This is a genomic window from Bacillus sp. TCT6 (assembly GCF_056033845.1).
In genome coordinates this window covers 1391020-1417320 of sequence record NZ_JBVYHX010000001.1, presented here as the reverse complement: position 1 = coordinate 1417320, position 26301 = coordinate 1391020, and the positions used below count along the sequence as shown (strand labels likewise).

The window sequence follows — 26301 nt, the reverse complement described above, 5'->3', positions numbered from 1 at the left end:
AACAAACCAAATTACTCTTATCTTTATTTTTTTATCGCCATGATTATGATTCTATTTCATGAAAATATGAAGAATTTATTCTTTTCTATTGAGGTAAAGCGTCATATACATATGGTTCAGTTGGCTTATCAATTTTCTCGATTTTGTTTACTTTTACAAGTGGAAAGACTGTTCCTTTATATGTCGTTTCATCTAATAATCCTGTTATTTTCACCCATGTTTCTTTTGGAATTTTCCCAACGTTTTTCCCGGTAACAATCATCCCCCAGACTGATGCATCCGCAATACAACAAGTTATGCCATATCGAGCCACTACTGCTTTATTACCCGTCACATCCTTATCATTATATATAAACCCTGAGAATATAATTTCTTTCCCTTTAAACCCTTTTACATCTTGACCAATTATACTCATTGTTTGAACATAATCCTTATCCTCTACTTGTAGTTTATGCTGTCCTAACATACTTTTTACTACTTGCTCTTCCGTTTCATAAGTCGTTGATAAATTTGATGTTTCATCTGGATCATCGAATACCTCTCGCCCATCAAAATCATCCTGTTTCCCCTCTTTTTCGTTCCCTTCCATACTTCTCGCCTGTACACTTTGATTCATACCCCTTTTTCCTGCTAAACTTCCATCAATTGTTACATTTCCAAATAGAAAAGCACTAATAATCGGAACAACAAATAAAACATATACAAAGAAACTTTTCATCCCTGATTTTAATGCTGTATGATGCTTACAACAATTACAATCATCCTCTTTTTCTCCCCCATCTCTCCAAACTTGTAAAGAACCAAGAAGTAAAATCACTACAAAAGCTATATACGTAAATTTAATCATTTTTGGAGCGATAAAATTATAAATATTCCCTGTTACAAGTAGTTTAAATAAGAGCATTGCTAAACCAATTAAAATAATGCCACGAATATAGCGATGATATGCCTTCTGCTCCTCTTTCTCCATTCTTTCTCACCTCCTATAACATTATAATTTGCAGGATGGTATACACAGATACAATGACAATTCCCATTAAAAAGAATACAAATTTCTTTTGAAAATATGCAAATAGCATTAACGTATTTTTCATATCAAGCATCGGCCCAAACACAAGAAATGCGAGAAGTGCCTTTACTGAGAAAACATGTCCAAAAGATGCCGCTATAAAAGCATCGGCTGCAGAGCAAATTGATAAAACATAACCAAATCCCATCATAATAAAGGGGGCAATTACTTCGTTATGTGCTACTGCATCCAGTACATTCCGATCAAAAAACGTTTGAAATACACTTGCTAAAAAAGCACCAATCAATAAATACTTACCAGTATCAAAAAACTCATCTACAGTGTGATTCATAACATCCTTCCAACTCTTTTTTTTGCTTGTTTGAACTGAAACCTCTACGTCTTTTAAAACATTTCTTTGGCGATAGCAATAATACACAATTAGACCTATGAATAGAGCAACTAAAATTGTTATCCCAAAGCGTGCATATACAACATAATCATTTTTTTGAAACGCATATACAGTAGATAAAAAAACGACTGGATTCATAATGGGTGCACTCAGTAAAATAACAATGCCTACATGAAGTGGTAACCCCTTTTGAATGAGCCTTCTTACAATTGGTATAATGACACATTCACACATTGGAAAAAGAACTCCCACAAATACTGCTGGAATCATTGCAACAATCGGAGATTTCGGCATTACTTTTTGAATCATATCTTCCGTCACAAACACTTGAATAAATGAAGAAACAATTACCCCTAATAAAATAAAGGGTATTGCTTCAAAAATGATACTTAAAAATACTGTATTCACATTCAACCATTCCTGTGGTATATTTTTGTGCAAATTTGCTAGACTTGTAAAATCTACAAAAAATAATAAAAAGAGAAACATAGCGATAAGAGCTATGCCTACTAATTCTTTTGAAACTCTATTAAAGACCAAGCTTCTCGCCTCCATTTTATTTATATGTAAACATGTGCTTGTCCAAATGCTTCATACTACAGCACAAATTTTATAGTCTATTTCTATTCTCAAATCGTAATCATTATGATTTATTATTGATTTTTCTTTTTCCATCGTTTAATATAAAACGTAATCATTACGATTTAAAAGGGAGATCATTTCATGAAAAAAGTACCTATCACTGTATTAAGTGGGTTTTTAGGATCTGGAAAAACTACCTTACTACATCACATTTTGACTAATAAGAACAACTTAAAAGTAGCTGTTATCGTTAATGATATGAGCGAAGTAAACATTGATGCATCTCTTATAAAAAAGGCTGGTTTTTCACGTACGGAAGAGAAATTAGTAGAAATTCAAAATGGTTGCATCTGCTGTACACTACGAGAAGATTTAATGATAGAAGTGGATCGTCTTGTTGAAAATGGTGATATTGACTATATTATTATTGAATCTTCTGGTATAAGTGAGCCTATTCCAGTTGCTCAAACGTTTACTTATACAGACGAAGTTCTTAACATTGATTTAACGAGAAATTGTCGCCTCGATACGATGGTTACAGTTGTAGATGCAAATAGGTTTTGGGATGATTTTGCAGATGGAGAAAGTTTATTAGAGTGAAAACAAGCAATCGATGAGAATGATACCCGGGAAGTTATTGATTTATTAATAGATCAAATTGAGTTTGCAAACGTAATTATTCTTAATAAAATAGATTTGCTAGAAAAAGAAGATGTGATAGAGCTTCATCATTTACTAAAAAAATTAAATCCTAATGCAAAAGTTCTTAAATCTTCGTTTAGCAAAGTACCATTACAAGAAATTTTAAACACAAATCTATTTAATTATGAAGAAGCCAGTCAATCGGCCGGCTGGATACAAGAATTAAATAGTGAACATCATACACCGGAAACGGAAGAATACGGTATCAATTCCTTTGTTTACCGTCGCAAATATCCTTTCCATCCCGAGCGCCTTATGAATTGGCTAGAAAAATGGCCTTTAGATGTTGTAAGAGCGAAAGGATTCTTCTGGCTCGCATCTCGTAATAATATGATAGGGCTTCTATCTCAAGCAGGTTCCTCTATTACAATTCAAGGAGCCGGTGAATGGATAGCCGCATTACCTGAAACTGAAAGAAATCAAATGATTGCAGAAGAACCAGAAGTATTAAAAAACTGGGACGAGCGATATGGAGATCGAATAACTGAGCTCGTATTTATCGGTATTGATATGAATCGTTCTGTGATTGAACAATCATTAGATGATTGTCTATTAACAGAAAAGGAAATGGAACAAAAGTGGAATACATTTATTGATCCTATTCCGGCTTTTACTTATACTTCATAATAATTAATAAAAGGCTTCAGTAGAATGAAGCCTTTTTATTTTATAGCACTCTTATTTAATAGGTTTGCTTTAATTATAAATACAACTGTACCTAAAACAATTAATATAGTATATATGTTACCAACTACATCACCTATTTTTTCTAAGCCAAGCGGTAATATTATAGTAGCAACTCCGACTATATAAGAAAATGCTCCTGAAAGCTTCACTAATTTATTTTTATCTCCAACAAACGTTTCTTCTTGATATCCTGCTAACAAAAACAACCTCTAAAGAACAGCACCCTATTATTCAAGCGCTACAAAAACAAGATGAAAAACAAATGGAACAAATGATGTCTCAAAACTGGCTCCGTCCCATGAAAGAAATATAAAAAATGATTTCTATGAAATAATAAAGCTGGCTACACAAAAGTGTAACCAGCTCCTTATTTACTAATCTATGTGCTATGCCTGAATATTTGCGTAATCCTCAATATCTTCATACTCTTTTTCTAATTCCTCTAAAGACAGCTCGTATAATTGTCGGTCACGAATTTTAAACACACCTGCTCCAATTAACTCATCAATTAAATGCCTCTTACGATTTTCAACAGCAAAACGGAGTTGACTACTCATCTTTAAAAAAACTCCTTTCCACGATCATTGAAAATGATAATCTTTATCAATTACCACTTTTGATTATAAAAGATGACTCTTTATAAGTAAAGTAATTTCATGAAATATTTACCTGACAAAGTATTTGTGGCCACATTATATATATGTATGCCGTGCGAAAAATGTTATGACACATTTTCTTATCCTTTTTCTTTCATACTTTGCAGGTTGTCTCACTATGATTAAATTCACCATCTATTTCTACTTGAATGGTGACATGTTCTACATGAAACTTCTCCTTTAATACATCCGTAGCCTCTTTTAATACATTTTGCGTTTCATCACCTTTAATAATCAAATGGCAAGTTAATACTTGAAAATCAGATGTGACAGACCATATGTGCAAATCATGAACTTCTTTTACAACCGTAATATTTAATAATGTACTTTTTACCTCTTCAACATTTATGTGCTGGGGTGCACCTTCCATTAATATATGGACGGTATCACGTGTTACACGCCATCCACTAATAATGACTAAAATAGACACAAGAATACTAGCAATCGCATCAGCAACCGTCCATCCGAAAAATTTAATACATAGCGCTGCAATAATCGCTCCGACTGATCCTAATAGATCGCCTAATACGTGGAGGAAAGCACTTCTTAAATTCAAGTTCCCCTTCACATCTCCGCCTCTCATTAATATCCAAGCTGATAAAATATTAATAAGCAGACCAAGTACAGCAATAATGAGCATCCCATTACTAGCAATCTCAACTGGTTCTTTAAAACGGCGGATTGCTTCAATAAAAATGTATACCGAAATGACAATAAGAACGACACCGTTACATAATGCTGCTAACATTTCGACTCGCTTATATCCATATGTTTTCGCAGTTGTTGCTGTTTTTTCTCCGAGCTTAAACGCAAGTAAACTTAAGGCTAAAGATACCGCATCACTTAACATATGCCCCGCGTCAGATAATAGTGCTAAGCTATTTGTTACAAATCCACCAACAACTTCTGCAATCATAAAACTTGTTGTTAGTAGGAAGGCAATTAGTAACGCCTTTTTATTTTTTGAATGACCATGATCATGCGAATGTCCCATACGAATACTCCTTTAAGTACAATATCTGTATGTTAGTATGAAACAAACTCCCCATCTTTATCCCGAATTGACTGATTGTAAACGCCCGCTTCCTCTGTATACACACTTCGCTTCTTTTTAAACAATCCCTTTTTCTCAAATAAAACAAGACTACTTCTTTTTTATTTTCATATTGTTTACTAATGAAAGAATTTTTAAGGAGGTTACTAAAATGAAACGTTTATTTCTCTGTATGGAACGTGAACTTGTTGTAGTGAAAGAACAATATGATGACTATGAAACGACTTACCACTTACAAAATATGCAACCTACCTGTATCGCTGTTGATCCATTTCAAAAAAATCGTGTATATTGCGGAACATTTGGACGAGGTCTATGGTTAAGTGACGATAGCGGGGATTCATGGAGACCAATTGGAGATTCTTATCGTTACTTTGATTTTCCTAAAGAAGATGGTATTTTGCACTCCTCTATCACTTCCATAACAATAAGCTCAAATGAACAAGTTAACGGATATGGTGTCGTTTATGTTGGCACAGAACCGAGCGCTTTATTCCGCTCTGAAAATGGTGGTGAAACGTGGACTGAACTTAAAAATATGAAATCATTATTATCTTCTTATACGTGGGCATTTCCGCCTAGACCTTTTACCCATCACGTACGCTGGATTACAGTTGATCCAAACAACCCTAATACAATACACGTTTCAATCGAAGCTGGTGCTGTTATTCAAAGTAATGATAAAGGGCATACATGGATCGATAAAAAATTCGGTGCCCCTATCGATGCTCATCAATTACTTATGCACCCTGAAGCACCAAATCGCCTTTATGCATCATGTGGTGACGGATTTATGGGCGGACCTGATCGTGCATATCTTGAAAGTTATAACAATGGAAACAGCTGGATCTCATGCAGTGAAGGACTTGAACATCATTATTTATACAGCATGGCTATCGATCCCGCTGATTGCAATACGATTCTCGTTTCAGCTGCACCGAGTGCTGATCTCGCTCATCACCATATTCCTTATGAATCTTATATTTATCGAAAAACGAAAGATACTCCTTTCCAGCAAGTACAACAAGGACTACCATCCGCAATCGGTACAGTCATTTCGATGTTTGCGACAAACAAGGCAGAACCACATACGTTTTACACGTTAAATAACAACGGCGTGTTTCAATCCAATGATAGCGGCGAATCGTGGGAACAACTAAACATTCCGTGGAAAGATGAGTATAAAACGCAGCATCCACATGCGTTACTCGTAACTAGTTTTTAGCGAAAAGAGAGACTGCCTAATGTTTTTAGGCAGTCTCTCTTCTATTTCTTTAAATCAATTACGATATCATCTAGAACAATATCTTTACTCTTCGCTTCTTTTTTCGGCACTTCAATTTTCTTCTCTTTTCCATTCACATACTCCACTCCACCATGATTTTCAGGTGTATGCACTCGCAAATTCACATGAGGCGTAACGATAAGCTTTGTAGCATTTTTATTCAATTTTTGGAATGTAGTACTCCAACTACTTTTATGTGGTTCTGCTACTGTACCCGTTCCGCCATTTCCTTCACCAGCGTATTGATTTCCTAAATCATCTTTTATTTCTAGCTCAACATCTGCACTATCCCATATGCGCCTTAATGCCTTAGATTCTTCCTGATTATAAAAAACGATAAATGACATAGGTGTTACTTCCATTTTGTCTATATTTACTTTTATACCTTCTTTTTCGGAAATCCCATTAACTTTTATATCCTTACTATCCATCGCCTTTAAAGTAAGAGCAAAATTCCAATTCCCTTTTATTGATTTTTTTTCTTCGTACATATTAATTGATTCCATATTCCATCTAACATTTGCAACGTCCATTCTTTTACTACCAAGATCACTTGTTGTAGTCATACCTACATATTTTTTATCTCCTACTTTCGTAGTTTTAGAACTTCCAGCCGCACCATTAGACATGCTTACTTGCGGGGAACCAAATATGCTCGGATGCTCTCCTAAATCTTTTTCACTTTCGATAGAATACGTTATCGTTACAGTTCTCCCATCAAACACAGCATCATTAATTGTAACCTTAACCCCATTACTCTCTCTCGTCATATTCAATTCAGTCGAAAACTCTTTATAATTTTCATGTAGCCCTGTTCTACCATTATCTAAAAATCGGAATATATCTCCTACTATAGGAAGACCTCCAGCATAGGTTGGAAAACCAATACCAAGTGTTGCAACTGATAATCCTACTAAAATAGATGCAGCAGCGACACCTTTTTTCCAACTTTTCATCTTTTTCTTCGTACGTATCGATTGTTTTACATTACGCTTCACTTTTTCTTTTTCAATTTCAGAAGCCTCAATTTCCTCTAGTTCTTTTTCATCTATATCAATATCATTTAATAGTTCATAAATGTCTTTCATATTGCACTACCTCCAAAACTAATTTTCGTAGCATTTTGTTGTAGTTTCTTTTTCCCCCGGTACACTCGATTATCAATTGCTGCCCGAGTTAATCCTAACTTGTCACCTATTTCCTCTGTCTTCATACCAAGTAAATATTTCATAATGAATACCTTTTGATCTAACGGTTCTAATTGATTAATGAGCTTCAATAATTCTTCCCTATCTTCCATAACGATTAATTCGTCTTCTGCTGATTTTTCTGTACTGATATGAAACTCATCTGAAATAATTTCTACTTTTTTAGTCGCTTTTCGGTAATAATCAATTGCTTTAAACTTTGCAATCGCTGCAATCCACTTTTTAAAATCACTCGGCTCTCCATGGAATTTATTTGCGTTATTCCAAATGGAAAGAAATATATCGTTTATACATTCCTCTATGAGTCCATCATTTTGAATTGGAAGTAGAACTTTATGCGTGATCCCCTTTATGAGTGGTAAGTATGTATCGACAACAAATTCTAACGCGCCTTCTTTTTGCCGCTGTAATCTTTTTATAAAATTTTTCTCATTTGATTTCATGTAGCGATTCCCCTTATTGTTTTGTAAAAGCTTTTACACCCTATATAACGTCTGAAGAAATTTTTTCTCTCATCTTTTTTATTTTTTGTATGTAATGGAATACTTCCCCTTAGCCATTGTCTCACATGACTATGCGTTCAAAGAAAATTTTCTCAAGTCTACAATTTAATTCATGTAGTACACTATTTATATAGTCATTCTTTAATTTGGTGTACATTTTATTTCATTAATATATTTTTAAAATTAGGAGATGAGATGTGTATGTGTGGAATTACAGGTTGGGTAAATTGGAATAAGGATCTCTCCAATGAACATGTTATTTTAGAAAAGATGGCAAATAGTATCCAGCATCGTGGTCCTGATGCTGAAGGATTTTGGTTTTCACCTCGCGCGGCCTTTGCACACCGACGTTTAATTGTTATTGATCCAGAAGGCGGGACGCAGCCGCAGACATTTCGTGCTGGTGATTATACGTATGCTCTTACTTATAATGGAGAAATTTATAATTTCCGTGAACTGAGAGAGCAACTTCAAAAATGTGGTCATACATTTGAAACCCATTCAGATACAGAAGTATTACTACATGCTTATTTAGAATGGAAAGAAGACTGCGTACGACATTTAAACGGAATTTTCGCTTTTGCATTATGGGATGAACAGAAGCAACAATTGTTTTTAGCACGAGATCATTTAGGTGTAAAACCGCTCTTTTTTACAGAAAGAAATGGCAGTATTATTTTCGGCTCTGAAATTAAAGCATTATTAGCGCATCCATCTGTCCCTGCTGAAATTGATGCGGATGGAATAAATGAAATATTTGGATTAGGCTTATTTCGCACTCCAGGATGTGGTGTGTTTAAGCATATTCAAGAAGTACGTGCTGGACATTCTATAACATTTACACGTCATAAAAAAGTAGTTACGAAGTATTGGAATTTAGAAAGTAAGATCCATACAGACTCTATAGAAGATACATCTTCGCATATTTTATCTATTTTACAAGATACAGTAAAAAGACAATTAATTGCCGATGTTCCTCTCGTTTGTATGTTATCAGGCGGATTAGACTCTAGCGGTATTACTGCACTTGCAGGTAAAGAATTTGCAGAGGAGCACGAAACACTTCACACGTATTCAATCGACTTTTTAAATAGCGCCAAAGATTTCGAGCTGACATTTGCTCGCACTGGCTTAGACGCTCCTTGGGTAAAACGTGTTTCCGAACATGTAGGGACATCGCATCATGACATTATTGTGAATGCTGAAGAATTAGCAAATCACTTATTCGTTCCCCTCCATGCGAAAGATTTGCCAAGTGCAGGCGAAATGGAAACTTCACTATATTTACTATTTTGCGAAATGAAAAAAGATGCAACCGTAGCTTTATCTGGTGAATCGGCTGATGAAGTATTCGGGGGATATCCTTGGTTTCATCAAGAAGAACTACTTTATGTAGATAAGTTTCCATGGTTAACAAACTGGAAAAACACATCTTCTCTATTATTAAACGAAGTAACAAAGCAATGTAATCCTGAACATTATATCAATAAAAGATTCCATGAAGCTGTTCATGAAGTACCTACTCTTGAAGGGGAAAGTAAAAAATCCGCGAAACAACGCCAAATGTTTTATTTATTTTTAACGAGATTCCTTCCTTTCTTACTTGACCGTAAAGATCGTATGAGTATGGCTGTTGGTTTTGAAGTTCGTGTACCGTTTTGCGATTATAGATTAGTTGAATATTTATGGAATGTTCCTTTCAACATAAAAAGTATTGATAATATTGAAAAAGGCATTTTACGTAGAGCACTACATCCAGCTTTACCTGACGATGTACGCAATAGAAGAAAAAGCGCTTATCCAACTTCACAAGATCCACACTACTTAAAAACAATCCGTAATTTAACACTTGATATGTGTAGCAATAAAAACAATCCTATTTTCTCACTTATTAACCATTCCATCTTACTTTCAATTGCTGATCAAAGTAATAAAGAGATTAACAATTTTGAGGCAAGAAGTGCCATGGAGTATATGCTACAAGTAAATGAATGGTTGAAAACATATCATATTCATATTGCTTAACAAAAAAGAGTTCAAGGATAAAAACCTTGAACTCCTTTTATATTAATTAGCACATTGTTTATTATCAGTATCAATAGACCATCCAATAATCGTGGCACAATCTCTACCTTTCCACTGCAATACATTTGTTAATACGGGCTCAATCTGCAAGCAACTTCCGTCGTGTAATATTTCTACTAAAGATTGATCATCATCAAACCTTCGTTTGTCACACTCTAAAATACCATCTGTTGCCATTACAATGTGATTCATTCCTTTTTCTAATCCTCTTACACCTGACGTAAAGCAAGGTGTATTTGCTGCAAAAATATTTTTCCTACCAATATATTCGTAATTTTTCCGTTTATTTAATCGTCCTTTTCCATTTTTCGTTTTCTCAGAATGGAATAAATACGCGAAACAATCACCAACTGATAACCAATATAAAAATTCGCCTTTTCGTAAACAAATTAAGCAAGCGAGTTCCTCATCATCTTGATCACATTTTTTAATAAATAACTCATCTGTAAATAACGCTAATAAGTACATATGTGTATGATGAAAAGCTAAATGTATTGGATATGAGAATAACTCTTTTAGTTTTTCTTTTCTTGCCGAAATCGCTTCTATTATATAATCTATATTTTTTGTTTTGTGATGTGTATCAAAAATCATAACAAATTCAAATTGTAATTCAGGATCCCACCAAGCAAGCACCGCATCTCCTCGTTCATATGCATCACTCTCTTGATTCCCCCCATATACGCCGACTGAAAGAGGACCACATTTTTCAACATGTATTTCATCTACATACATCTGTTCATGACTAATCCATTTGAATGTATTCACAGCTATCATCCTCTCTCTTGCTAAATGTATACCTTTACACATAGATTACCTTATATTTCAATAAAAATAAACTTTTTCAACATTTTTTATCCAAATAAAAGGATTTTATTTCTAAAATAACGAATATATCTTACTATACGATATAAAAAGGGGATTTATTATTATGAACAACATTAATCAACATTGGGAGAGCATTTATTATCACTTACGATACGAATACGAGGACAACCTTTCCCACCAAGCAATTCGTATTTTACAAATCGTTTCTCGTGAGAAAGATATAACAATTGGAAAAGTCGCTACTGAGCTTAGTCTTTCTCATAACACAGCGTCTGAACACATAAAGCGCCTTATTCAAAAGGGCTTCATCGTTAAAGAGAGAAATAAACAAGATGAAAGAGTGGTAAACCTTACATTAACAATTGAAGGGATTGAAGTATTAGAAAAACATACTTTACTGGATAAAGAAAAGATAAAAATATTAGAATCACAGTTATCAAAAGAAGAACAACAATTAATTGAAAAAGCATTTTCGTTATTAGCGAAGGAGGCAAAATATGCATTTCCTCGTTAAAGTAATCGTTTCGGCACTTATTATCGGCGTTATCACTGAAGTTGCTAAACATTTCAGTACGATAGGTGGCTTTATTGCTGCCCTTCCACTCGTTAGTTTACTTAGTCTATTTTGGATTTCATTCGAAGGCGGGAATAAACAAGAATTAAGTCAATTTGCTTTAGGGGTATTATATGGATTCCCCGCATCAGCACTACTATTATTTATCGTCTATATTGGTTTAAAAAATTCATTTACACTTAGTACATCTGTCCTACTCGGTATAGGTGTTTGGTGTATCGTTTTTGCTTGTCAAAAATTATTTCAAGCTTAGGAGGAATTAACATTCATAAATTTGTAGAAATAATGGGGCAAAATATAGAAGTACATATAAAAGGAAGTGGTAAACAAACTGTAGTCATTCAAACCGGAATGAGTTGCTCATTTTATGATTGGTTTCCTATTATAGAAAAGCTTTCAGAGTACTTTACAGTCGTTTCATACCATCGCCCAGGTTACGGAAAAAGTGATGTAGGCCATCAGCCGCGTACAATAAGGCAAGTTACAAAAGAGCTACATATGTTACTAAACAAACTAGCTATTCAAGAGCCATTTATTCTAATCGGTCATTCCTACGGAGGATTATGTGCACAACATTTTGCGATGTTACATGAAGATAAGCTGCAAGCACTTATTTTAGTTGATTCTACTTCGATGAACTTACACCGTTTAGATGAACTTCATTTACCAATTTCTGATCAAACTGATTCTGATGATGTTTGGTTTCAAAAATATAATATGTATTCCAAAATGGATGTAGACACACTTTATAATGAACTAAAATCTATGCTCGCCAATCAATCAAAACAGCAAATTGAATTCTCTACCTCCGCCTCATTATATAAAGCGACAGCTTCTGAACTATCTGAGTGGAAAAACTGTGCTCTCTCACTAAAAGAGCTATGTAAAACATTAGAAATACCATTAATCGTTATCGGTAGAGATCCTCAATATTCTATTACTCAATTGACTAATGGTGGCATGCCAAAAGAGGAAGCAACACAACTTGAAGCAATGTGGCAAGAACTAATTCATGAACAATTACACCTCTCAACTAACAGCCACTATATTCTTGCCCAACATGCTAGTCACGGTATAGAAAATGATCGACCAGATATTATTATTGAAGCAATTCATTTCTTACAAATCAAAAAAGGAAGCAACTAAAGCTGCTTCCTTACTTATCTTCTATTCATAATCTTCTTCATCATCGATTTCTTCGTAATATGAACTACCATTACTTACATATATAGGGCCATTCGCAACATCAATACGTAGTACCCACGCCCATGGCACAGCTAAACGTTTATGTATCGCTCGCCAAAAGCTCATTGATTTTCTTTCGTACTCCTGGAACTCCTGAAGTAACTCTTTGTAGGAGGAACCGTCTAACTGAATATTTGCTTCTAACAAACGAGAATGAGCATAGTACTGTAACTCTAGTTCAGCAGCAATTTCCATTTCTTCTTCCGTTGCCATACCAATAATTGTTCCATCTTCTGGTGCAATTTCATATACGTTTTGAACTTCAATAAGCCCTTCTTTCTCTTTCTCAAACATGTAAACAGCCTCCTTTAACATATATTTTTTATGTTACAAAGTCATACTTCTACAATAACTTCTCTGTTTCCTCTTTTTTTGATAAACTTTTACAAAATATTTAACCGATGACCTGTTTTCTCTATTCTTTCAGCAGAAATGAAGCGATTTTTATCAAAATTTAATTTATACACATCAGGCATATGAAGTGTTTTCCAAAACTCAAAATCATATTTCGAATTAAAATAATTCATTAGTAATACCATAATATTCCCATGCGTACCTATTACAATGTTCTTACCTTCATATTGTTTTAATATATTTTGCATACATATTACAGCGCGCCTTTGTGCGACATCACTCGATTCTCCGCCTTCGTATGCAAAACTCCAATCTTTCCACACATTCTGCATAGCAACATTAAAATCTGCTACTGGCTCTGTACTCAATAATCTTTCACGCAAATCTTCTTCTGTTTGTATTAATAATTTATATGTATTCGCAATTCCTTGTACAGTTTGGATCGCTCTTTTGTACGGACTAGAAATAACAACATCAATATGTTTATCTTTTAATAAATGCGTTACATTCTCTGCATCACAGTGCCCTTTTTCAGATAAAGGTCGTTCCCTTTCTTCTTTTGTATATGTAGAGTGGGCATGGCGAACGAAATAGATTGTCGTCATTTATTCATCTCCCTTTTCCGTTTTTATCCAAATTCAATACATTACCATCAAATCCCTTTACCTTTATTATAAGTACTGTCAAATTTAAATGTTGATTTTCATATTAATAAAAGGGAAACACCTCATATGGTATTTCCCTCAATTAAAATAGACTACATCCAATTAAATACTTTATCAATTTTATTTCTATCGTATTCTAATATCCAATCATTATATGTATTATAAATATCCCTAATTGTATCAGGAGAGATAGCTAATACATCACAACCTCTATCATCATAAACGTGAAATATAGTATTCTTGTTAACATTTATAAAATACACCCTATGAAAAATACTCGGTTTTATTCCCATATCTTGATTACAAATTGCTTTTAGCATAGGAATGTATGTAAAGTCAGAGATTTCACATTTCAAAGTATATCTATGTGTTTTATATGCTCCATCTTCATCTTCATCTGGAAAAACATAAGGGATTGTATTTTTCTGTAACTTAAACAAATCGGACTTCTCTTTGACATACTTAGAAAAGATATTCAATTTCTGTTTGAAAGTTTCACCGTTTGCATGGTCATTTACATCCACTACAATATAAATATCATCTTTTGTTGAATGTAAAGACTGAAATAAAGTAATCGTCCTTTTATAAACGCCTTCTAAATATAGACAATTTTCATAAATGTTATTACAATCATAGTCCACACCTAATCTAAAACGAATACCAATATCCCAATTATAAAATAGAGGTGGTCTAAGTTCTAAATTCGGAAACGTTTCAAGCATATACTCATTCAACCTCATCTCAATACCTACCTTTAATAGCATGTTGTTTACATAATAAAATTATTTCATTATAATTTATTTCTAAACTCTTCATCTGTTATAGCATCTTGAATAAAATAATTTATATTATTTCTCAGCTTTTGATATACAGCTTGATTTTCTATATCGTTAAACATAATGACAGCTTCTATCTTATTACCTTTCTTATCTGTACTATACAAACTTTTGGTCAATACGAATGCGGTAGATCCACCTTTTTGCCCCGCAAATTCTAACTTACTATTATTAACTGTTCCTTTGAAAATATTCTCGATTTCTTCTTGCATTAATTTAGGAAAATAATTTCTACTATTTATTTTTTCCATTATACTCATATAATCTTTAGCGTTTGCACTCACTAATCGATCTGACCAAATTCGCTGAAATTCCATATCTACCTTTAATGGAATTTCACGTTTTTTCCATTCTTCTTCATCTTTCATCCATTCATGAATTTGTAACACATGTTTATTATACTCATCTTTTGACATGTTACGTAACGTTTTTAATGACTGATTTTCTGGCACATGAAGTTCTTTTTCTACGTATCCTCTCATATATAGTGCAGCCGTATAAGAAGTGAACTTATCATGACTAGTAAGCTCTAACTCTTTTATACTTTCATTTACTCTTTCTATTCCAAGCTTATCTAACAAATATGTTGTATTTGCATTAGAACTATAATGAATCATTCCTTTAGCGACTTCTTCTAAAGCGATTTGTCTATTTTTCACTAATTCTCTCACTTTGGCATCTTCTAACCAGGTAGGATGCGCTCCACCATCAGTATTTTTAACGTAATATTTTTCTAGCTCCTGCAATGAAATTTGTTCATCTCGACTTATTTTTCCTTCTGACACTTGCTTAGCAAATTCAACTGCTATTACGATTTTTGCCGTACTCGCTAATGGCAATTTTTTATTTTCATTTATAGATGTTAATACCTCACCATTTTTTCTAATCAGTAATGAACATGTCTCATCGTCTTTATGTTCTTTTATATACGTTAATACGTAATCAGAATCTTTTTTTGACAAATAATACTTCATTATGACAAAGAAAACTATAACTGCTACTATGATCACTCCTGCAACAATTCCTATAATCTTTAATATGTTCACAATGTACCTCCTCTAACAAATTTCCTTCTATATCATAATTATACCGAACTAAATTACAAAATTATACAAAATAGAATAACTCTTCCTACACATAAAGAATTATTATTTTATTTCACACTGTATTGCACGAAAAAAATCTCATGAATATGTCTAACATTCACATAACAAAAAAACATGCTTTCATGATGAGAGCATGTTTTGTGATATTCTTCACATTGTTTCGTTAAAAAATTATCTTTTTATTTACCATGATGTAACATTAAATCACTAAGTTCTTCTTCAATGTGATTTAATTTCGCAACGCTTTCTTTCCATTTATGAATATAACGTGAAACCCCAACAAAAAACAAAACAATAATTGTGGAAAGAATAATACCATATACGATTGCTACAGTACTCATAGTTACACTTCCTTATAATTAGTAATGTGGTTATTAGTTATATTTTTATTATAAACCTTTTTCTTTTAAAATACTTCAATTTCAACTTTTTGTAACAAAATTGATTTTTCTAATATTTCATTCGTAAAAATGGCATATTTTTCACAAATTATACAAAACTTCACCATATGTACTATTACCATATGAGTTATATTATTAAATAGAATAAAGGGGATGATTACTATGACGACTTGGTTTATTGTAATGTTAGTTGTATTTGGGGCATTTAAAATTATCGTTTCTAGCCTTCCTAACACTGTTATTGAATCCATTATTAGCAAGTACGAAACACATCCAAAACTTGAAGAAGAGAATGTGACTATTACAATTCACGGAAATAACGTAGAAGGCGAACAGAAATCAAAAATTATTCATGATTTTAACGAAGGTTTATTTTTAGATCGCTATTATGCACCACCCCATAATGAAGGCACTCCTTTAATTATCAATGCAAAACGTGGTAAAAAAGATTTCACATTTTATATTTACAGTCATGAAGAGCATGTTGATGTTGTAAAACAATATAAAAAGAAGGTAGTTGCTTATAGTTTACGCTCTAAAAATCTTCAAAATAGTGATATGTTCGTGTCAGCTGATTTGTATAGTGATAATAAAGTTATTGAATTTTGACTAAAAAAGATAAGAGGCTTACTACATTCTATATGCAGCAAGCCTCTTTAAAGTTGTTTCAAATTATATCCATCTGCTTATGTAATGCTTAAAAAATGAATAATACAGTTGTTTACTTCTTATTGAACTAACGCCCCCGTTAGTTTAAGTGTAACTCTTCACAATTATTTCATATTATATAGGTAAATAGAAAGATAAATTAGAATTTAGTTTATAGTTATAAAAATAAGTTATTTATATCCTTATAATTCTTCAAAAGGAGAGTGTATGAAAAAGACTATTGTTTTTGTATTAACTATATTTATATTATTCCCAGGATTCGCAACACAAAGTTATGCGTTGTCAGATTCGAAATCTGAGGCAATACAAGCATTGCTAGATGATGCCCGTCGTACATCAGGTGTGCCTGGAATGTCAATCTCAATACTTGCTGATGGTGAAGTGTTCTACTTTTCTTCTGGGTATGCGGATCTTGAAAAGGGATTGTCTGCAAGTGAAAATACACTCTATGAGTTGGCCTCGGTGAGTAAAGCTTTTACTGGTATGGGGATTTTGCTATTGGAAGAGCAAGGGCTGCTATCAATGACTGACCCTATCCAAAAATATTTACCTTGGTTTACGTTAAAGTATCAAGGTAAACCTGTTGATATGCAAAACCTTACACTAAATAACTTTCTTCACCATACCAGCGGCCTAACAAATATTAGATATATTCAAAATATTCCACAAGGTAATACGCCTGATATGTTGCAAAAGACCGTGGAAAAGCTGGTAGATGCAGAATTGGCGTTCTCTCCCGGTGAACAATATAACTATGGAACCGTTAATTATGACGTATTGGGTTTGGTTATTGAGATTGTATCACGACAAAGCTATGAAGACTTTATGAAGGAACAGGTATTTATACCCTTAGGTCTTCACCAGACGTATGTTTATAAAGAAGATGCTCAAGCCACTGGACAGTTAGCACAGGGCTACCGTTCTTCCTTTTTTATAACAACTCCATTTAACGCTCCGGATTATGCTGGGAATAAACCTGCCGGCTATATCATTTCTAATACAAAAGATATGGCGCGTTGGATGGGCATACAGATGGGTATTGTGCAGGACATACCCGAAATATTTCACAGGGCTATCGAAAAATCACATAGGGGTGATATGTCTGTTTCGGCTGTCAATGATATGTATTATGCGGCAGGTTGGTCGGTAAACGCCGAACAAACGTTTATAGAACACACTGGGGGTAATCCAAATTTTAGTACCGAAGTAGCCATACTGCCAAATGAAAGAACAGCCATCTGCTTACTGAGCAACGGCGCAAATACCAATATAAACCTGGTACTAAAAGTTAAAAATATATTAAACGGCAATCTAACTCAGTCATATGAGATAAGCGGCACACAGCTTTTGGACATCATTTTGTCGTCTACCACAATTATTCTTTGCCTATTAGCCGTTCTGTTATTTTTCTTAGGATTAAGAAAAAGGAAAACGAATGAGCAGCAGCCAATGACAAAAAAGAGAACAATCGTAACAATTATTTTCCTAATCGCTACGATTGCCCAGTGTATAATGTTTTTTGCCTTCGATTGGTCAACGATACTTATTTGGCAAACATATAGTGTTCTTACAGCTTTAATTTCGTCAACATTATTAACAGCAAGCATTACTTGGTTTGTATATACTCACCGATTAGATGCCTCGGTCCGAAAATAAGTATAATGTTAAGTAAATAAATCCTAATTTATCGATATTTTTAATTTAAAAAACAGAAGACACCTCGGTGTCTTCTTTAATGTCATCGACACTTCTCCTAGTTAAACCCACTTGCTATTTCTTCCACTAACCTGCCTCGTTAGTAGAAGAAGGATTTTTAAACAACTATATTATTTTTTAAATGACTTTATTGTAAATTAAACAACTTTATTATCTCTGTACATGATTTAGCTTAATACTCATATATAAAAAGGAATCCATGGCATATGGATTCCTTTTTACTATTTACTGAAAAATAAGCTCTGTCTTCAAACTATCTTTCGGTAACAACCAGCCTTTTTTCTCTAAACTCGCCATTAATAATTCCCTTTGTTTTGTCGCAATACTTTCTTCATTTGTTTTAAATGACACTTCTATTACGAAGTCATCTTCTAATTTCCCAGTATTACTTAATGGCCAAATTTCAATATTTGCTTTTATGTTTTCAAACTCTCCTGTATATCGCTTCATTAATACAGGACCGTAAATACGGGAATTCTTTAACATCTCTTCTCCCCAATTTGTATACAACCATTTGTTCATTTTCCCTGGTAATTTTTCTATTAACATGTTTTGAGCAGCTTGTTCATTTGGTAAATCAAGTATCCCATATCCTTTAGCACTGTAGCTTTTCTTATTTGAAATGCTTAATGTTTTCTTCTCAAATCCCCAATCTATTTCCGCCTCATAACTATCCGTATTACTATCGAATCCTTCTTTTTTAGCTACTTCTAGTGCATCTTGAATTACACCATTTTGAATAGGATATCTTTTTTTATATGTTAGTTCAAAATCTTTACTAAATTCTTTCTTTCGAATTCTAGCAAACCAACCTTCATCACTTAAACTTTTATTTGCAGTATCTAAAAATTGTACTTGTATTCTTTCATATTTTGTACCAGCCTGGAAATGTTCTAGCACCTCTTGCTTCATCTCTTTGTTATAACCTAATACTTGTTCTGGCTTCAATAATAACTTTACTTCAAAACTAGGTTTCATTGGACTAGCAGCAAACCCTTCCTTAACGTTATAAAGAAAACAACAAAAGAAAATACTTACGAATACAAATACTTTTTTCATATACCTATCCCCTTTACATTTTAAATGACTTCTATACGTTCCATTGCAAGTGAATATACATTTTCATATCCTGCTGTACTTAGCTTTTGTTGTAATCGATCCGTATCCTCTTTCAAAGCATGCACTAGCACCGTATGTTCTGGTAATAATGTATTTAACATCTCTTTAACGTCTTTTATACTTTGGTGAACTTTATACGGAACTCGCTTCACCCTACATGTACTCCTTACATGTTCTTTCATAACTCTTTCTGCAAAACTCCCTTTCGCAATATGCCCAGTAAAAATAACGGAATTACGTTTTTCATTCCGAAGCTGTTCATAGCATAACTGTGCTCGTTTCGTTTGCATATTCGCATCACTCATTACAACTATTCCATAACTATTTTGCATACTAATGTCATTATCCATCACTATTATGTTTCTTTTTAAACTCTCCATAATCCATTTAAGTTCTTCATTATTTTTTATCCAATCTTTATATATGAACATCTCTTCAAATCCAGCCAAAATTTCTTTATCTACTATAAGCGGAAATTCTTTATATCGTTCATATAAATACAATACTATATCTTGCGCCCTACCAAGTTGTGGCAGCGGTAGCAATGCTATTCCTTTATTCTGCATAACTCGCTCAATTTCTGCACATAGATCATCTAATCTTTCATTTTGCGAAACATCATCTGTGTGGTAAGCGGCATCTACAATTGCAACTTTTATATTGTGGCCCAATTTCTCAGGTAAATTAGCTCGTAGTATATTAGACTCTGCTGAATAATCGCCGGAATAGAACACGTATGTATTACACAAATCAACTAAAAACCAAACAGCTCCTAATACATGCCCACTATATCCCCACTGAAACCGCAATGTAGGAGTAATTTGTATCCATTCATTTGGATTACTAATCTCATCAATACATACATAATTTAAATCTTTTATGTGTTGGTCGATATAAGGTAAATTCCACCCTTGCATCACATTATAGTTTCTCCATTTTTCATAATATAACGGCAGTTGCTCCTTCGTATAACGAGTCGTCCAAATTTTTTTCTTATATCCATACTTCGCTAATAAAGGTAAACCCATCGTATGATCTTCATGAATATGTGATAAAAATACCGCATCTAAAAATGGAACAGCTTCTCTCTCTATTTCTGGATAACTCTTCTCATATGATCGATTAATACCACAATCAAATAATATTTTCGTCTCTTTATTTTTTACAAAATAGCAGGAGCGACCGTATTCTCCTGCCCCACCCCATACTTCTATCCTCATCATGCTACCCCTTTTCGCTTTTGCTCCATATGTTGTAGCAGTAATAAGCACATTGTTGTAAGTCCAACAGAAACAACGGCCATCGCCATGCCTATAGATACTTCACCCTGTTCAAATTGAGCAAAAATAAACGTTGCTGACGTTTCTACTGATGGAGGTAATACGAGAAGCGATGCTACTAACTCTCTTATCGAAATTGTAAATGTCATCGCCCATCCAGCAAGAATGCCTGGGATAATAAGAGGCAATATTATTTTTCTAAAAATATAAATATAATTTCCCGAAAAAACACTTCCTGCCTGCATGAGAGAATCATCAATTTGTCCGAGTGATGATTTTACATATTGCACCGTGTAAGGTAAAAACAGCACAACATACGTTACGATAACCATGACTGGTGTATTGTAAATTGACAGGGGCATATATGGTGAATTCCAAAATAGAATAAGACCTACAACCATAACGATTCCTGGTACCATATTGGGTAACATACCGCACATATCGAGCCATTTTTCAGAGTTTTTTTTCCCCTTTCGAATCATAAGTGCCAAAAAGACTCCAATCATTACCGCAATAATCGCTGTTACGAGTGAAAAAAGAAAACTATTCCATAAAGCCTCTAATCCCGGAGATCCCATTGTAAACAATGCCTCATAATGGCTTGTTGTAAAGTTATTTACATGTAAACCGCCGCCTCTTAATTTTGACAAAGAAGCAATCAGTATAGAAAAGTATGGAATTCCAATTGATACGATTAATAAACCAATTACATACATCCATGCTACAACGCGCGTAAATATAGACAAAGTATATCTTTTAGATTTCACACCTTTTCCACTAACCATTGCATATGAATACTTTCGATTCAATACATTTTGCATATACCAAATGAGCATACAAGCACTAAGTAATAAAGAAGATAATGCTGTTGCACTACTAAAATCAATTGGCCAACTCGAAATAAATTTATGGATTTCTGATGTTAACACGTGGAATCCTATTCTACGTCCGAATGTAGCCGGTGTTCCAAATTCAGCAATCGTCTTTACGAAAATGAGTAAAGCACCCATTACATAACTTGATACTAATAACGGCAATATTATTTTTCTTAAACGATAGAGAAAACTTCCGCCATGAACTGCTGCAGCTTCTTCTTTACTACTCCCAATCTGAAGTAACGTGTTTTTCAGCATGAAATAAAGGAATGGGAATAAATGCAGACTCATAATTAAGACCATACCTCCTAAACTAAAAAACGATGATGAAACTGTCTTTAGCATCGGAAAAAATTGTTCAAAATAGCCGTTAGGTTGCATGAACAAAATCCAGCCCATTGATCCAATATACGGCGGTGTCATAAATGGAATCATAAAAACAATATCTAACTTACTATACTTTCCTACATCTGTTTTGCTCATAATAAACGCCAATGGAAATGCAAATATTGTAGCTCCTATTACAACGAGTACACCTAGAAGCATCGAGTTTAGAAAAATCCCAGCTAATCCACCACTCTGCATCACTTCAAAAGGCTTTAAAAAGTTCCAGCTGCTATTTTCATATATACTAGAAAATAAAATGAGAAAAAGCGGAATGACGATTAACATCGCCACAAGTAATAACGCTACCGTCATTCCAACTTGTCTTACTGATATGAATCGATTTACCATGGAATCACCATCTTATTGAAATACTTTCTTAAATTGTTTTCCTATTTCATCTTGCTCTTTCTCAACTGTTTTCCAATCAATATTTAATACTGGAATCTCTTCTACATTCGGTCTATTTTCAGCTTTTATATCTGTTCTACCTGGCAATAAATACGCTTTAGCAACTTGTTTTTGCACATCATCTGATAATAAATAATCAATAAACTCTTTTGCACCCTCTACATTTTTACTATCCTTCATAATCCCCGCTGCACGTGGGCTAATAACTGTTCCGCTTTTTGGATATACAATATCAACAGGTTCACCCTTTGCTTTTGCGCTATACGTCATATAATCAACACCCGCAATGACCATATCTTTCGCACCTGTTACAACTGGGTCTAACGCTTCCTGATTTGCTCCTGCTACTGTAACTTCATTTTTCTTAAGCTGCTCAAATAAATTCCATCCATCTTGTCCATTCTTTTTCACGTATCCTGTTACAAAGTCTAAAGCTGAACCTGAAAGTGCTGGATCTGGAAGATTCACTTTTCCTTTCCATTCCCCTTTCGTTATATCGCTCCAATCTTCAGGCGCTGTCTTCACATTTTTTGTATTGTACACAATCCCTAATGCTGAAGCACTATACCCGAAATAATGTCCTTTATCATCTGACCATTCAGAACGCAGCTTATCAGCTTGTTTCGCTTCTTTATAAGCTAACGTTTGACCCTCTTTCTTTAATCCTTCCATCGCTGGTAATGATGCAAGTACGACTACATCAACGACTGGATTTTTCTTTTCAGCTTCCATTCTCGCTAAAATCTTACCTGTTGTTCCTTGAAACATTTCTACTTTTATACCTGTTTTCTTTTCAAAGTCTTTTTGAATTTTTTCTGCTAACCCTTTTGGCCCTGCACTATATACAACAATTTTCTTTTCATTCGTATTTTTACTTTTTGCATCTGCATTGCCTGTCTTTGAACTACACCCTGTTACTACAGCCGAAAATAATAAAGTACATACAAATAAAGACTTAAGCGAACTGAATTTCTTCATACGATTCTCCCCCTATATGATGAATACATTTTTTTGGCACATATAACGATACTGGTTTACCGATGCTTAATTTACTATTGTGATAAGCTGTCCATATTCCGAGTGCCCCCATGTTTACTTTTATTTCATACCGTTCTCCTACATATGTAACGTGCTTAATTTCACCTGTATACATTTCGCACACTTCATTTTTCGTCCAGTTCACATGCTCTGGACGAACCATTTTTTTACCCTCTACAAGCCAATTCGCCTTACCAACAAATTTGGCAACAAATTCATGAGACGGTTTCACATAAATATCTTCCGGTGTTCCTTTTTGTAATACTTCTCCTTGTTTCATGACAATAATTTGGTCTGACATTGACATTGCTTCTGTTTGATCGTGAGTGACATACAGTGCAGTTAAACCAATGGAATGAACGATATCCATAAGCTCTATTCTCATTTCTTCTCGCAAAATTGCATCGAGTGCACTTAGCGGTTCATCAAATAAAATAAAATGAGGTTTTGTTACAATTGCTCTAGCGAATGCGACACGTTGTTGCTGTCCACCAGAAAGTTCGTGTGGATATCTTTTCTCCATACCTTGCAGGCGAACTCGCTTTATCGCATCTTCTACTTTTTCTCGTAAATGATTTGTTTGCTTTGTAGCCCTTAAACCAAATGCAACATTGTCAAAAACAGTCATGTGCGGCCATAAAGCAAAATCTTGAAATACCATACCGATATTCCGTTCATGAGGAGATGTCTTTATCTTTTTTGCAGCAGAATACATGCACTGGTCTCCAAAATATATTTCTCCCTTATCCGGTTCTTCAAGCCCTGCTATCATTCTAAGTAAAGTCGTTTTCCCACACCCCGAAGGTCCTAAAAGTGTAGTGAATTCACCTTGTTTCATTACAATCTGCAACGGCTTTAACGCCTGTGTTTTTCCAAATGTCTTTTCTAATCCACTAATTGTAATATCCATTGCTTCACCTCTCTCCCCTCATTCTTAACCTGCTTTCATTCTATATGGAAGATTTATACTGAATGTTAATGTACTGTAAAGATTAAATTAAAAAACTTCTAATAAACTATTTATTTCTATAGATTTTTTCTATAGTTAAAATAAAAAAGGCGGCAATTCATAATGAATCTCTTAAAATTAGAAATTGTAGTACTTATTAAGAAATACAAAAAGCTTACAATTGTTGCAGAAAAACTTGGCGTTAAACAACCAACTATTACATTTCATATAAAAAGCTTAGAAGAAGAACTCGGTGTGTCTTTATTCGAATTACGTTCTGGAAGGTATTTCTTAACAGAGGCTGGTGAGGCTTTGCACCATTATGCTTCTAAAATAGATGCACTTATGAAAGAAGCTAGACGTGTCACGCAAGAGTTTAAAGATTTTAATAAAGGTGCTATAACAATCGGCGCTAGTTATGTACCAGCGACTTATCTTTTGCCAGAAGTCGTTCATGAATTTCAATGTGAATTTCCCAATATAAAAATAACGCTACTAGTTAAAACAGCCCCTGAAATTCGAATGATGCTACAAAATCACGAAATCGATCTTGGGATAATTTCCGCTGCTCCATTTGATGAACCACTTTTAAAACAAACGAATATAATACCTGATACACTTGTTCTTGCCTTTTCCAAAGAACATCATTTTTCAAAGAAAGAAAATGTATCGTTACAAAATATCGAAAAGGAACGCATACTATTGCATCGTAATCCATCTACAACGAGAGATTTACTTACAAAATGGATGTCAGTTCATAACATTACATTCCAATCAGAAATTGAATTAGACTCATTAGAAACAATGAAACAAATTTTAAAATATGGTAATGGAATTGCCTTTATTTCTAAACTTGCTATTGAGCAAGAAATACAACGAAATGAGCTATGCTATATACCAATCCCAGAATTTGAATTTCAGCGTAATATTTATACGATTCATCATGAGGACAGATGGAATTCTAAAATCATTTCTTTTTTACTACAGAGCATCCATTCATTTGCAAAAAAAAATTAAAAGGCTGTCGTTATGCACGACAGCCTTTTACACTATAAATCTATTTATTTTTCTTTGCCTCAATTTTTGCTTGCGCCTCTTCAGCCTTATCTAATGCTTCTGATACTTTCTTCTCTTTTTCTTTCACTTCATCTATACTATCGACAGCTTTAATAATTTTATCGATTCCTTCTTCTTCTACCTTTCTACGCTTTGCTACTCTTTCATTCACTTTCTCTTCTACATCTTTTGCTTTTTGAAGCATATTCTCTGCATTTGATGTTACAGCTTTTTCAAGTGCATCATCTTTTTTCTTTTGTAACACTTCATTTGCAATGTCTTTCGCTTCTAAATACTTACCGTCTTTTAATGCTGTTGCCCCGTGATCCATTTTCTCAGCAACTTCTTTATATGATTTCGCTTCATTTCCTGATTTCTCTTTTTCTGCTTTTTCGAACCACATTGTTGCATCACTATACTTTTCATCTTTCAATGATTGCATACCTGTTTCAATATATGTGTCATAATTGCTACATCCAGCCATTACGATTAATAGAAAAAGCATAACAAAACTTAATTTTTTCATGCTGTTGTCTCCTTTTCTTTGCAAGCTCACTTTACTTTAACATACATGAAAAAGAGTTTCAAAAACTAAAATACTAATTTAGTCAT

The 26301-nt window shown here is 33.8% G+C and carries 28 protein-coding genes and 2 pseudogenes; 10 read left to right on the top strand and 20 right to left on the bottom strand.

Translation table 11 applies throughout. The features are described from left to right. Nucleotides 1-85: 85 nt before the first annotated feature. Both AC0ONG_RS07270 and AC0ONG_RS07265 read right to left on the bottom strand, forming a co-directional pair. The gene (locus AC0ONG_RS07270; protein WP_000409942.1) at nt 86-970 is read right to left on the bottom strand and encodes a TIGR03943 family putative permease subunit; all 885 of its coding nucleotides are present in this window, start codon (nt 968-970) and stop codon (nt 86-88) included. A 13-nt stretch (nt 971-983) separates the two neighbouring features. Beyond that, the gene (locus AC0ONG_RS07265; RefSeq protein WP_003277678.1) at nt 984-1976 is read right to left on the bottom strand and encodes a permease; all 993 of its coding nucleotides are present in this window, start codon (nt 1974-1976) and stop codon (nt 984-986) included. Between the two features lie 168 nt (nt 1977-2144). On the opposite strand from AC0ONG_RS07265, the pseudogene AC0ONG_RS07260 reads away from it, so the two are divergent. Then, nucleotides 2145-3332, top strand: a pseudogene (locus AC0ONG_RS07260) (GTP-binding protein). Nucleotides 3333-3367: 35 nt separating this feature from the next. On the opposite strand, the gene AC0ONG_RS07255 reads toward AC0ONG_RS07260, so the two are convergent. Further along, nucleotides 3368-3598: a DUF3784 domain-containing protein gene (locus AC0ONG_RS07255; RefSeq protein ID WP_102981840.1), complete on the bottom strand. Its 231-nt coding sequence runs from the start codon at nt 3596-3598 to the stop codon at nt 3368-3370. Between the two features lie 8 nt (nt 3599-3606). On the opposite strand from AC0ONG_RS07255, the pseudogene AC0ONG_RS07250 reads away from it, so the two are divergent. Next, a pseudogene (locus tag AC0ONG_RS07250) lies at nt 3607-3705 on the top strand (GntR family transcriptional regulator); the annotation flags it as partial. A gap of 73 nt (nt 3706-3778) precedes the next feature. On the opposite strand, the gene fbpA reads toward AC0ONG_RS07250, so the two are convergent. Together fbpA and AC0ONG_RS07240 are read right to left on the bottom strand one after the other, a co-directional pair. Then, nucleotides 3779-3949 carry a Fur-regulated basic protein FbpA gene (gene fbpA, locus AC0ONG_RS07245; RefSeq protein ID WP_000098300.1) on the bottom strand — a complete coding sequence of 57 codons (171 nt, stop codon included), beginning with the start codon at nt 3947-3949 and terminating at the stop codon, nt 3779-3781. 193 nt (nt 3950-4142) lie between these two features. After that, on the bottom strand, nt 4143-5042 hold the full coding sequence (locus tag AC0ONG_RS07240; protein ID WP_000510030.1) for a cation diffusion facilitator family transporter: 900 nt from the start codon (nt 5040-5042) through the stop codon (nt 4143-4145). Nucleotides 5043-5253: 211 nt separating this feature from the next. Between AC0ONG_RS07240 and AC0ONG_RS07235 the strand changes: the two genes are divergently transcribed. Beyond that, nucleotides 5254-6327, top strand: a complete 1074-nt coding sequence (locus AC0ONG_RS07235; protein ID WP_000825316.1) for a WD40/YVTN/BNR-like repeat-containing protein — start codon at nt 5254-5256, stop codon at nt 6325-6327. Nucleotides 6328-6368: 41 nt separating this feature from the next. On the opposite strand, the gene AC0ONG_RS07230 is transcribed toward AC0ONG_RS07235, so the two are convergent. Continuing rightward, complete coding sequence (locus AC0ONG_RS07230) at nt 6369-7475, bottom strand: DUF4179 domain-containing protein (protein WP_000653118.1); 1107 nt, start codon at nt 7473-7475, stop codon at nt 6369-6371. After that, nucleotides 7472-8038, bottom strand: coding sequence for a sigma-70 family RNA polymerase sigma factor (locus AC0ONG_RS07225; protein WP_000840029.1), 567 nt, complete (start codon nt 8036-8038; stop codon nt 7472-7474). Before AC0ONG_RS07225 ends, AC0ONG_RS07230 begins: the two co-directional genes overlap by 4 nt. 261 nt (nt 8039-8299) lie before the next feature. On the opposite strand from AC0ONG_RS07225, the gene asnB reads away from it, so the two are divergent. Then, nucleotides 8300-10123: an asparagine synthase (glutamine-hydrolyzing) gene (gene asnB / locus AC0ONG_RS07220; protein ID WP_033668884.1), complete on the top strand. Its 1824-nt coding sequence runs from the start codon at nt 8300-8302 to the stop codon at nt 10121-10123. 42 nt (nt 10124-10165) lie between these two features. Here asnB and AC0ONG_RS07215 read toward each other — a convergent pair whose 3' ends face one another. Continuing rightward, a complete protein-coding gene (locus AC0ONG_RS07215) occupies nt 10166-10993 on the bottom strand; it encodes a PP2C family serine/threonine-protein phosphatase (protein ID WP_002083203.1) in 828 nt (275 codons plus the stop codon). Nucleotides 10994-11114: 121 nt separating this feature from the next. Here AC0ONG_RS07215 and AC0ONG_RS07210 point away from each other — a divergent pair, with 121 nt between their 5' ends. The 3 genes from AC0ONG_RS07210 to AC0ONG_RS07200 are packed head-to-tail and all read left to right on the top strand — an operon-like array spanning nt 11115 to nt 12731. Then, nucleotides 11115-11525 carry a MarR family winged helix-turn-helix transcriptional regulator gene (locus AC0ONG_RS07210; protein ID WP_001059787.1) on the top strand — a complete coding sequence of 137 codons (411 nt, stop codon included), beginning with the start codon at nt 11115-11117 and terminating at the stop codon, nt 11523-11525. After that, nucleotides 11509-11838 carry a DUF3147 family protein gene (locus tag AC0ONG_RS07205; RefSeq protein ID WP_000545623.1) on the top strand — a complete coding sequence of 110 codons (330 nt, stop codon included), beginning with the start codon at nt 11509-11511 and terminating at the stop codon, nt 11836-11838. The genes AC0ONG_RS07210 and AC0ONG_RS07205 overlap by 17 nt, the downstream gene beginning before the upstream one ends. Then, nucleotides 11799-12731 carry an alpha/beta fold hydrolase gene (locus tag AC0ONG_RS07200; protein WP_002083200.1) on the top strand — a complete coding sequence of 311 codons (933 nt, stop codon included), beginning with the start codon at nt 11799-11801 and terminating at the stop codon, nt 12729-12731. The genes AC0ONG_RS07205 and AC0ONG_RS07200 overlap by 40 nt, the downstream gene beginning before the upstream one ends. 21 nt (nt 12732-12752) lie before the next feature. Here the strand turns inward: AC0ONG_RS07200 and AC0ONG_RS07195 are convergent, their stop codons facing one another. The 6 genes from AC0ONG_RS07195 to AC0ONG_RS07170 form a co-directional block, all read right to left on the bottom strand. Beyond that, nucleotides 12753-13124: a hypothetical protein gene (locus tag AC0ONG_RS07195; protein ID WP_000461779.1), complete on the bottom strand. Its 372-nt coding sequence runs from the start codon at nt 13122-13124 to the stop codon at nt 12753-12755. Nucleotides 13125-13213: 89 nt separating this feature from the next. Next, the gene (locus AC0ONG_RS07190) at nt 13214-13789 is read right to left on the bottom strand and encodes a histidine phosphatase family protein (protein ID WP_000208260.1); all 576 of its coding nucleotides are present in this window, start codon (nt 13787-13789) and stop codon (nt 13214-13216) included. A 152-nt stretch (nt 13790-13941) separates the two neighbouring features. Then, nucleotides 13942-14571: a DUF3885 domain-containing protein gene (locus AC0ONG_RS07185; protein ID WP_000894372.1), complete on the bottom strand. Its 630-nt coding sequence runs from the start codon at nt 14569-14571 to the stop codon at nt 13942-13944. A gap of 68 nt (nt 14572-14639) precedes the next feature. Beyond that, complete coding sequence (locus tag AC0ONG_RS07180; RefSeq protein WP_016077891.1) at nt 14640-15731, bottom strand: serine hydrolase; 1092 nt, start codon at nt 15729-15731, stop codon at nt 14640-14642. 239 nt (nt 15732-15970) lie between these two features. Beyond that, on the bottom strand, nt 15971-16132 hold the full coding sequence (locus AC0ONG_RS07175; protein ID WP_000108702.1) for a hypothetical protein: 162 nt from the start codon (nt 16130-16132) through the stop codon (nt 15971-15973). Nucleotides 16133-16197: 65 nt separating this feature from the next. Further along, nucleotides 16198-16314 carry a hypothetical protein gene (locus AC0ONG_RS07170; RefSeq protein WP_002011946.1) on the bottom strand — a complete coding sequence of 39 codons (117 nt, stop codon included), beginning with the start codon at nt 16312-16314 and terminating at the stop codon, nt 16198-16200. A gap of 40 nt (nt 16315-16354) precedes the next feature. On the opposite strand from AC0ONG_RS07170, the gene AC0ONG_RS07165 reads away from it, so the two are divergent. Beyond that, the gene (locus AC0ONG_RS07165) at nt 16355-16801 is read left to right on the top strand and encodes a YfmQ family protein (protein WP_000214590.1); all 447 of its coding nucleotides are present in this window, start codon (nt 16355-16357) and stop codon (nt 16799-16801) included. A gap of 267 nt (nt 16802-17068) precedes the next feature. Then, the gene (locus AC0ONG_RS07160; RefSeq protein WP_474203545.1) at nt 17069-18517 is read left to right on the top strand and encodes a serine hydrolase domain-containing protein; all 1449 of its coding nucleotides are present in this window, start codon (nt 17069-17071) and stop codon (nt 18515-18517) included. Between the two features lie 285 nt (nt 18518-18802). Here the strand turns inward: AC0ONG_RS07160 and AC0ONG_RS07155 are convergent, their stop codons facing one another. From AC0ONG_RS07155 to AC0ONG_RS07135, 5 genes are read right to left on the bottom strand one after another with little or no spacing between them, the layout of a single operon-like run. Further along, nucleotides 18803-19636: a hypothetical protein gene (locus tag AC0ONG_RS07155; RefSeq protein WP_016077893.1), complete on the bottom strand. Its 834-nt coding sequence runs from the start codon at nt 19634-19636 to the stop codon at nt 18803-18805. 20 nt (nt 19637-19656) lie between these two features. Then, on the bottom strand, nt 19657-20919 hold the full coding sequence (locus AC0ONG_RS07150; RefSeq protein WP_474203544.1) for an MBL fold metallo-hydrolase: 1263 nt from the start codon (nt 20917-20919) through the stop codon (nt 19657-19659). Beyond that, nucleotides 20916-22586, bottom strand: coding sequence for an ABC transporter permease (locus tag AC0ONG_RS07145; RefSeq protein ID WP_000248135.1), 1671 nt, complete (start codon nt 22584-22586; stop codon nt 20916-20918). Before AC0ONG_RS07145 ends, AC0ONG_RS07150 begins: the two co-directional genes overlap by 4 nt. A gap of 12 nt (nt 22587-22598) precedes the next feature. After that, nucleotides 22599-23624, bottom strand: coding sequence for an ABC transporter substrate-binding protein (locus tag AC0ONG_RS07140; protein WP_016077894.1), 1026 nt, complete (start codon nt 23622-23624; stop codon nt 22599-22601). Continuing rightward, entirely contained in the window at nt 23602-24594 is a 993-nt protein-coding gene (locus AC0ONG_RS07135; protein ID WP_016077895.1) for an ABC transporter ATP-binding protein, read from the bottom strand. Before AC0ONG_RS07135 ends, AC0ONG_RS07140 begins: the two co-directional genes overlap by 23 nt. A 162-nt stretch (nt 24595-24756) precedes the next feature. On the opposite strand from AC0ONG_RS07135, the gene AC0ONG_RS07130 reads away from it, so the two are divergent. After that, a complete protein-coding gene (locus AC0ONG_RS07130) occupies nt 24757-25650 on the top strand; it encodes a LysR family transcriptional regulator (protein ID WP_136996984.1) in 894 nt (297 codons plus the stop codon). Nucleotides 25651-25690: 40 nt separating this feature from the next. Here AC0ONG_RS07130 and AC0ONG_RS07125 read toward each other — a convergent pair whose 3' ends face one another. After that, nucleotides 25691-26215 (bottom strand): DUF4398 domain-containing protein, encoded by a 525-nt coding sequence (locus tag AC0ONG_RS07125; RefSeq protein WP_000736417.1) that lies wholly within the window; start codon nt 26213-26215, stop codon nt 25691-25693. Nucleotides 26216-26301 lie beyond the last annotated feature (86 nt).

Coding starts and splice junctions, on each gene's coding strand:
- AC0ONG_RS07270 (WP_000409942.1), bottom strand. CDS start 970: ATGGAGAAAGAGGAGCAGAAGGCATATCATCGCTATATTCGTGGCATT.
- AC0ONG_RS07265 (WP_003277678.1), bottom strand. CDS start 1,976: ATGGAGGCGAGAAGCTTGGTCTTTAATAGAGTTTCAAAAGAATTAGTA.
- fbpA (WP_000098300.1), bottom strand. CDS start 3,949: ATGAGTAGTCAACTCCGTTTTGCTGTTGAAAATCGTAAGAGGCATTTA.
- AC0ONG_RS07240 (WP_000510030.1), bottom strand. CDS start 5,042: ATGGGACATTCGCATGATCATGGTCATTCAAAAAATAAAAAGGCGTTA.
- AC0ONG_RS07235 (WP_000825316.1), top strand. CDS start 5,254: ATGAAACGTTTATTTCTCTGTATGGAACGTGAACTTGTTGTAGTGAAA.
- AC0ONG_RS07230 (WP_000653118.1), bottom strand. CDS start 7,475: ATGAAAGACATTTATGAACTATTAAATGATATTGATATAGATGAAAAA.
- AC0ONG_RS07225 (WP_000840029.1), bottom strand. CDS start 8,038: ATGAAATCAAATGAGAAAAATTTTATAAAAAGATTACAGCGGCAAAAA.
- asnB (WP_033668884.1), top strand. CDS start 8,300: ATGTGTGGAATTACAGGTTGGGTAAATTGGAATAAGGATCTCTCCAAT.
- AC0ONG_RS07215 (WP_002083203.1), bottom strand. CDS start 10,993: ATGTGTAAAGGTATACATTTAGCAAGAGAGAGGATGATAGCTGTGAAT.
- AC0ONG_RS07210 (WP_001059787.1), top strand. CDS start 11,115: ATGAACAACATTAATCAACATTGGGAGAGCATTTATTATCACTTACGA.
- AC0ONG_RS07205 (WP_000545623.1), top strand. CDS start 11,509: ATGCATTTCCTCGTTAAAGTAATCGTTTCGGCACTTATTATCGGCGTT.
- AC0ONG_RS07195 (WP_000461779.1), bottom strand. CDS start 13,124: ATGTTTGAGAAAGAGAAAGAAGGGCTTATTGAAGTTCAAAACGTATAT.
- AC0ONG_RS07190 (WP_000208260.1), bottom strand. CDS start 13,789: ATGACGACAATCTATTTCGTTCGCCATGCCCACTCTACATATACAAAA.
- AC0ONG_RS07185 (WP_000894372.1), bottom strand. CDS start 14,571: ATGCTTGAAACGTTTCCGAATTTAGAACTTAGACCACCTCTATTTTAT.
- AC0ONG_RS07175 (WP_000108702.1), bottom strand. CDS start 16,132: ATGAGTACTGTAGCAATCGTATATGGTATTATTCTTTCCACAATTATT.
- AC0ONG_RS07170 (WP_002011946.1), bottom strand. CDS start 16,314: ATGGTAATAGTACATATGGTGAAGTTTTGTATAATTTGTGAAAAATAT.
- AC0ONG_RS07165 (WP_000214590.1), top strand. CDS start 16,355: ATGACGACTTGGTTTATTGTAATGTTAGTTGTATTTGGGGCATTTAAA.
- AC0ONG_RS07160 (WP_474203545.1), top strand. CDS start 17,069: ATGAAAAAGACTATTGTTTTTGTATTAACTATATTTATATTATTCCCA.
- AC0ONG_RS07155 (WP_016077893.1), bottom strand. CDS start 19,636: ATGAAAAAAGTATTTGTATTCGTAAGTATTTTCTTTTGTTGTTTTCTT.
- AC0ONG_RS07150 (WP_474203544.1), bottom strand. CDS start 20,919: ATGATGAGGATAGAAGTATGGGGTGGGGCAGGAGAATACGGTCGCTCC.
- AC0ONG_RS07145 (WP_000248135.1), bottom strand. CDS start 22,586: ATGGTAAATCGATTCATATCAGTAAGACAAGTTGGAATGACGGTAGCG.
- AC0ONG_RS07140 (WP_016077894.1), bottom strand. CDS start 23,624: ATGAAGAAATTCAGTTCGCTTAAGTCTTTATTTGTATGTACTTTATTA.
- AC0ONG_RS07135 (WP_016077895.1), bottom strand. CDS start 24,594: ATGGATATTACAATTAGTGGATTAGAAAAGACATTTGGAAAAACACAG.
- AC0ONG_RS07130 (WP_136996984.1), top strand. CDS start 24,757: ATGAATCTCTTAAAATTAGAAATTGTAGTACTTATTAAGAAATACAAA.
- AC0ONG_RS07125 (WP_000736417.1), bottom strand. CDS start 26,215: ATGAAAAAATTAAGTTTTGTTATGCTTTTTCTATTAATCGTAATGGCT.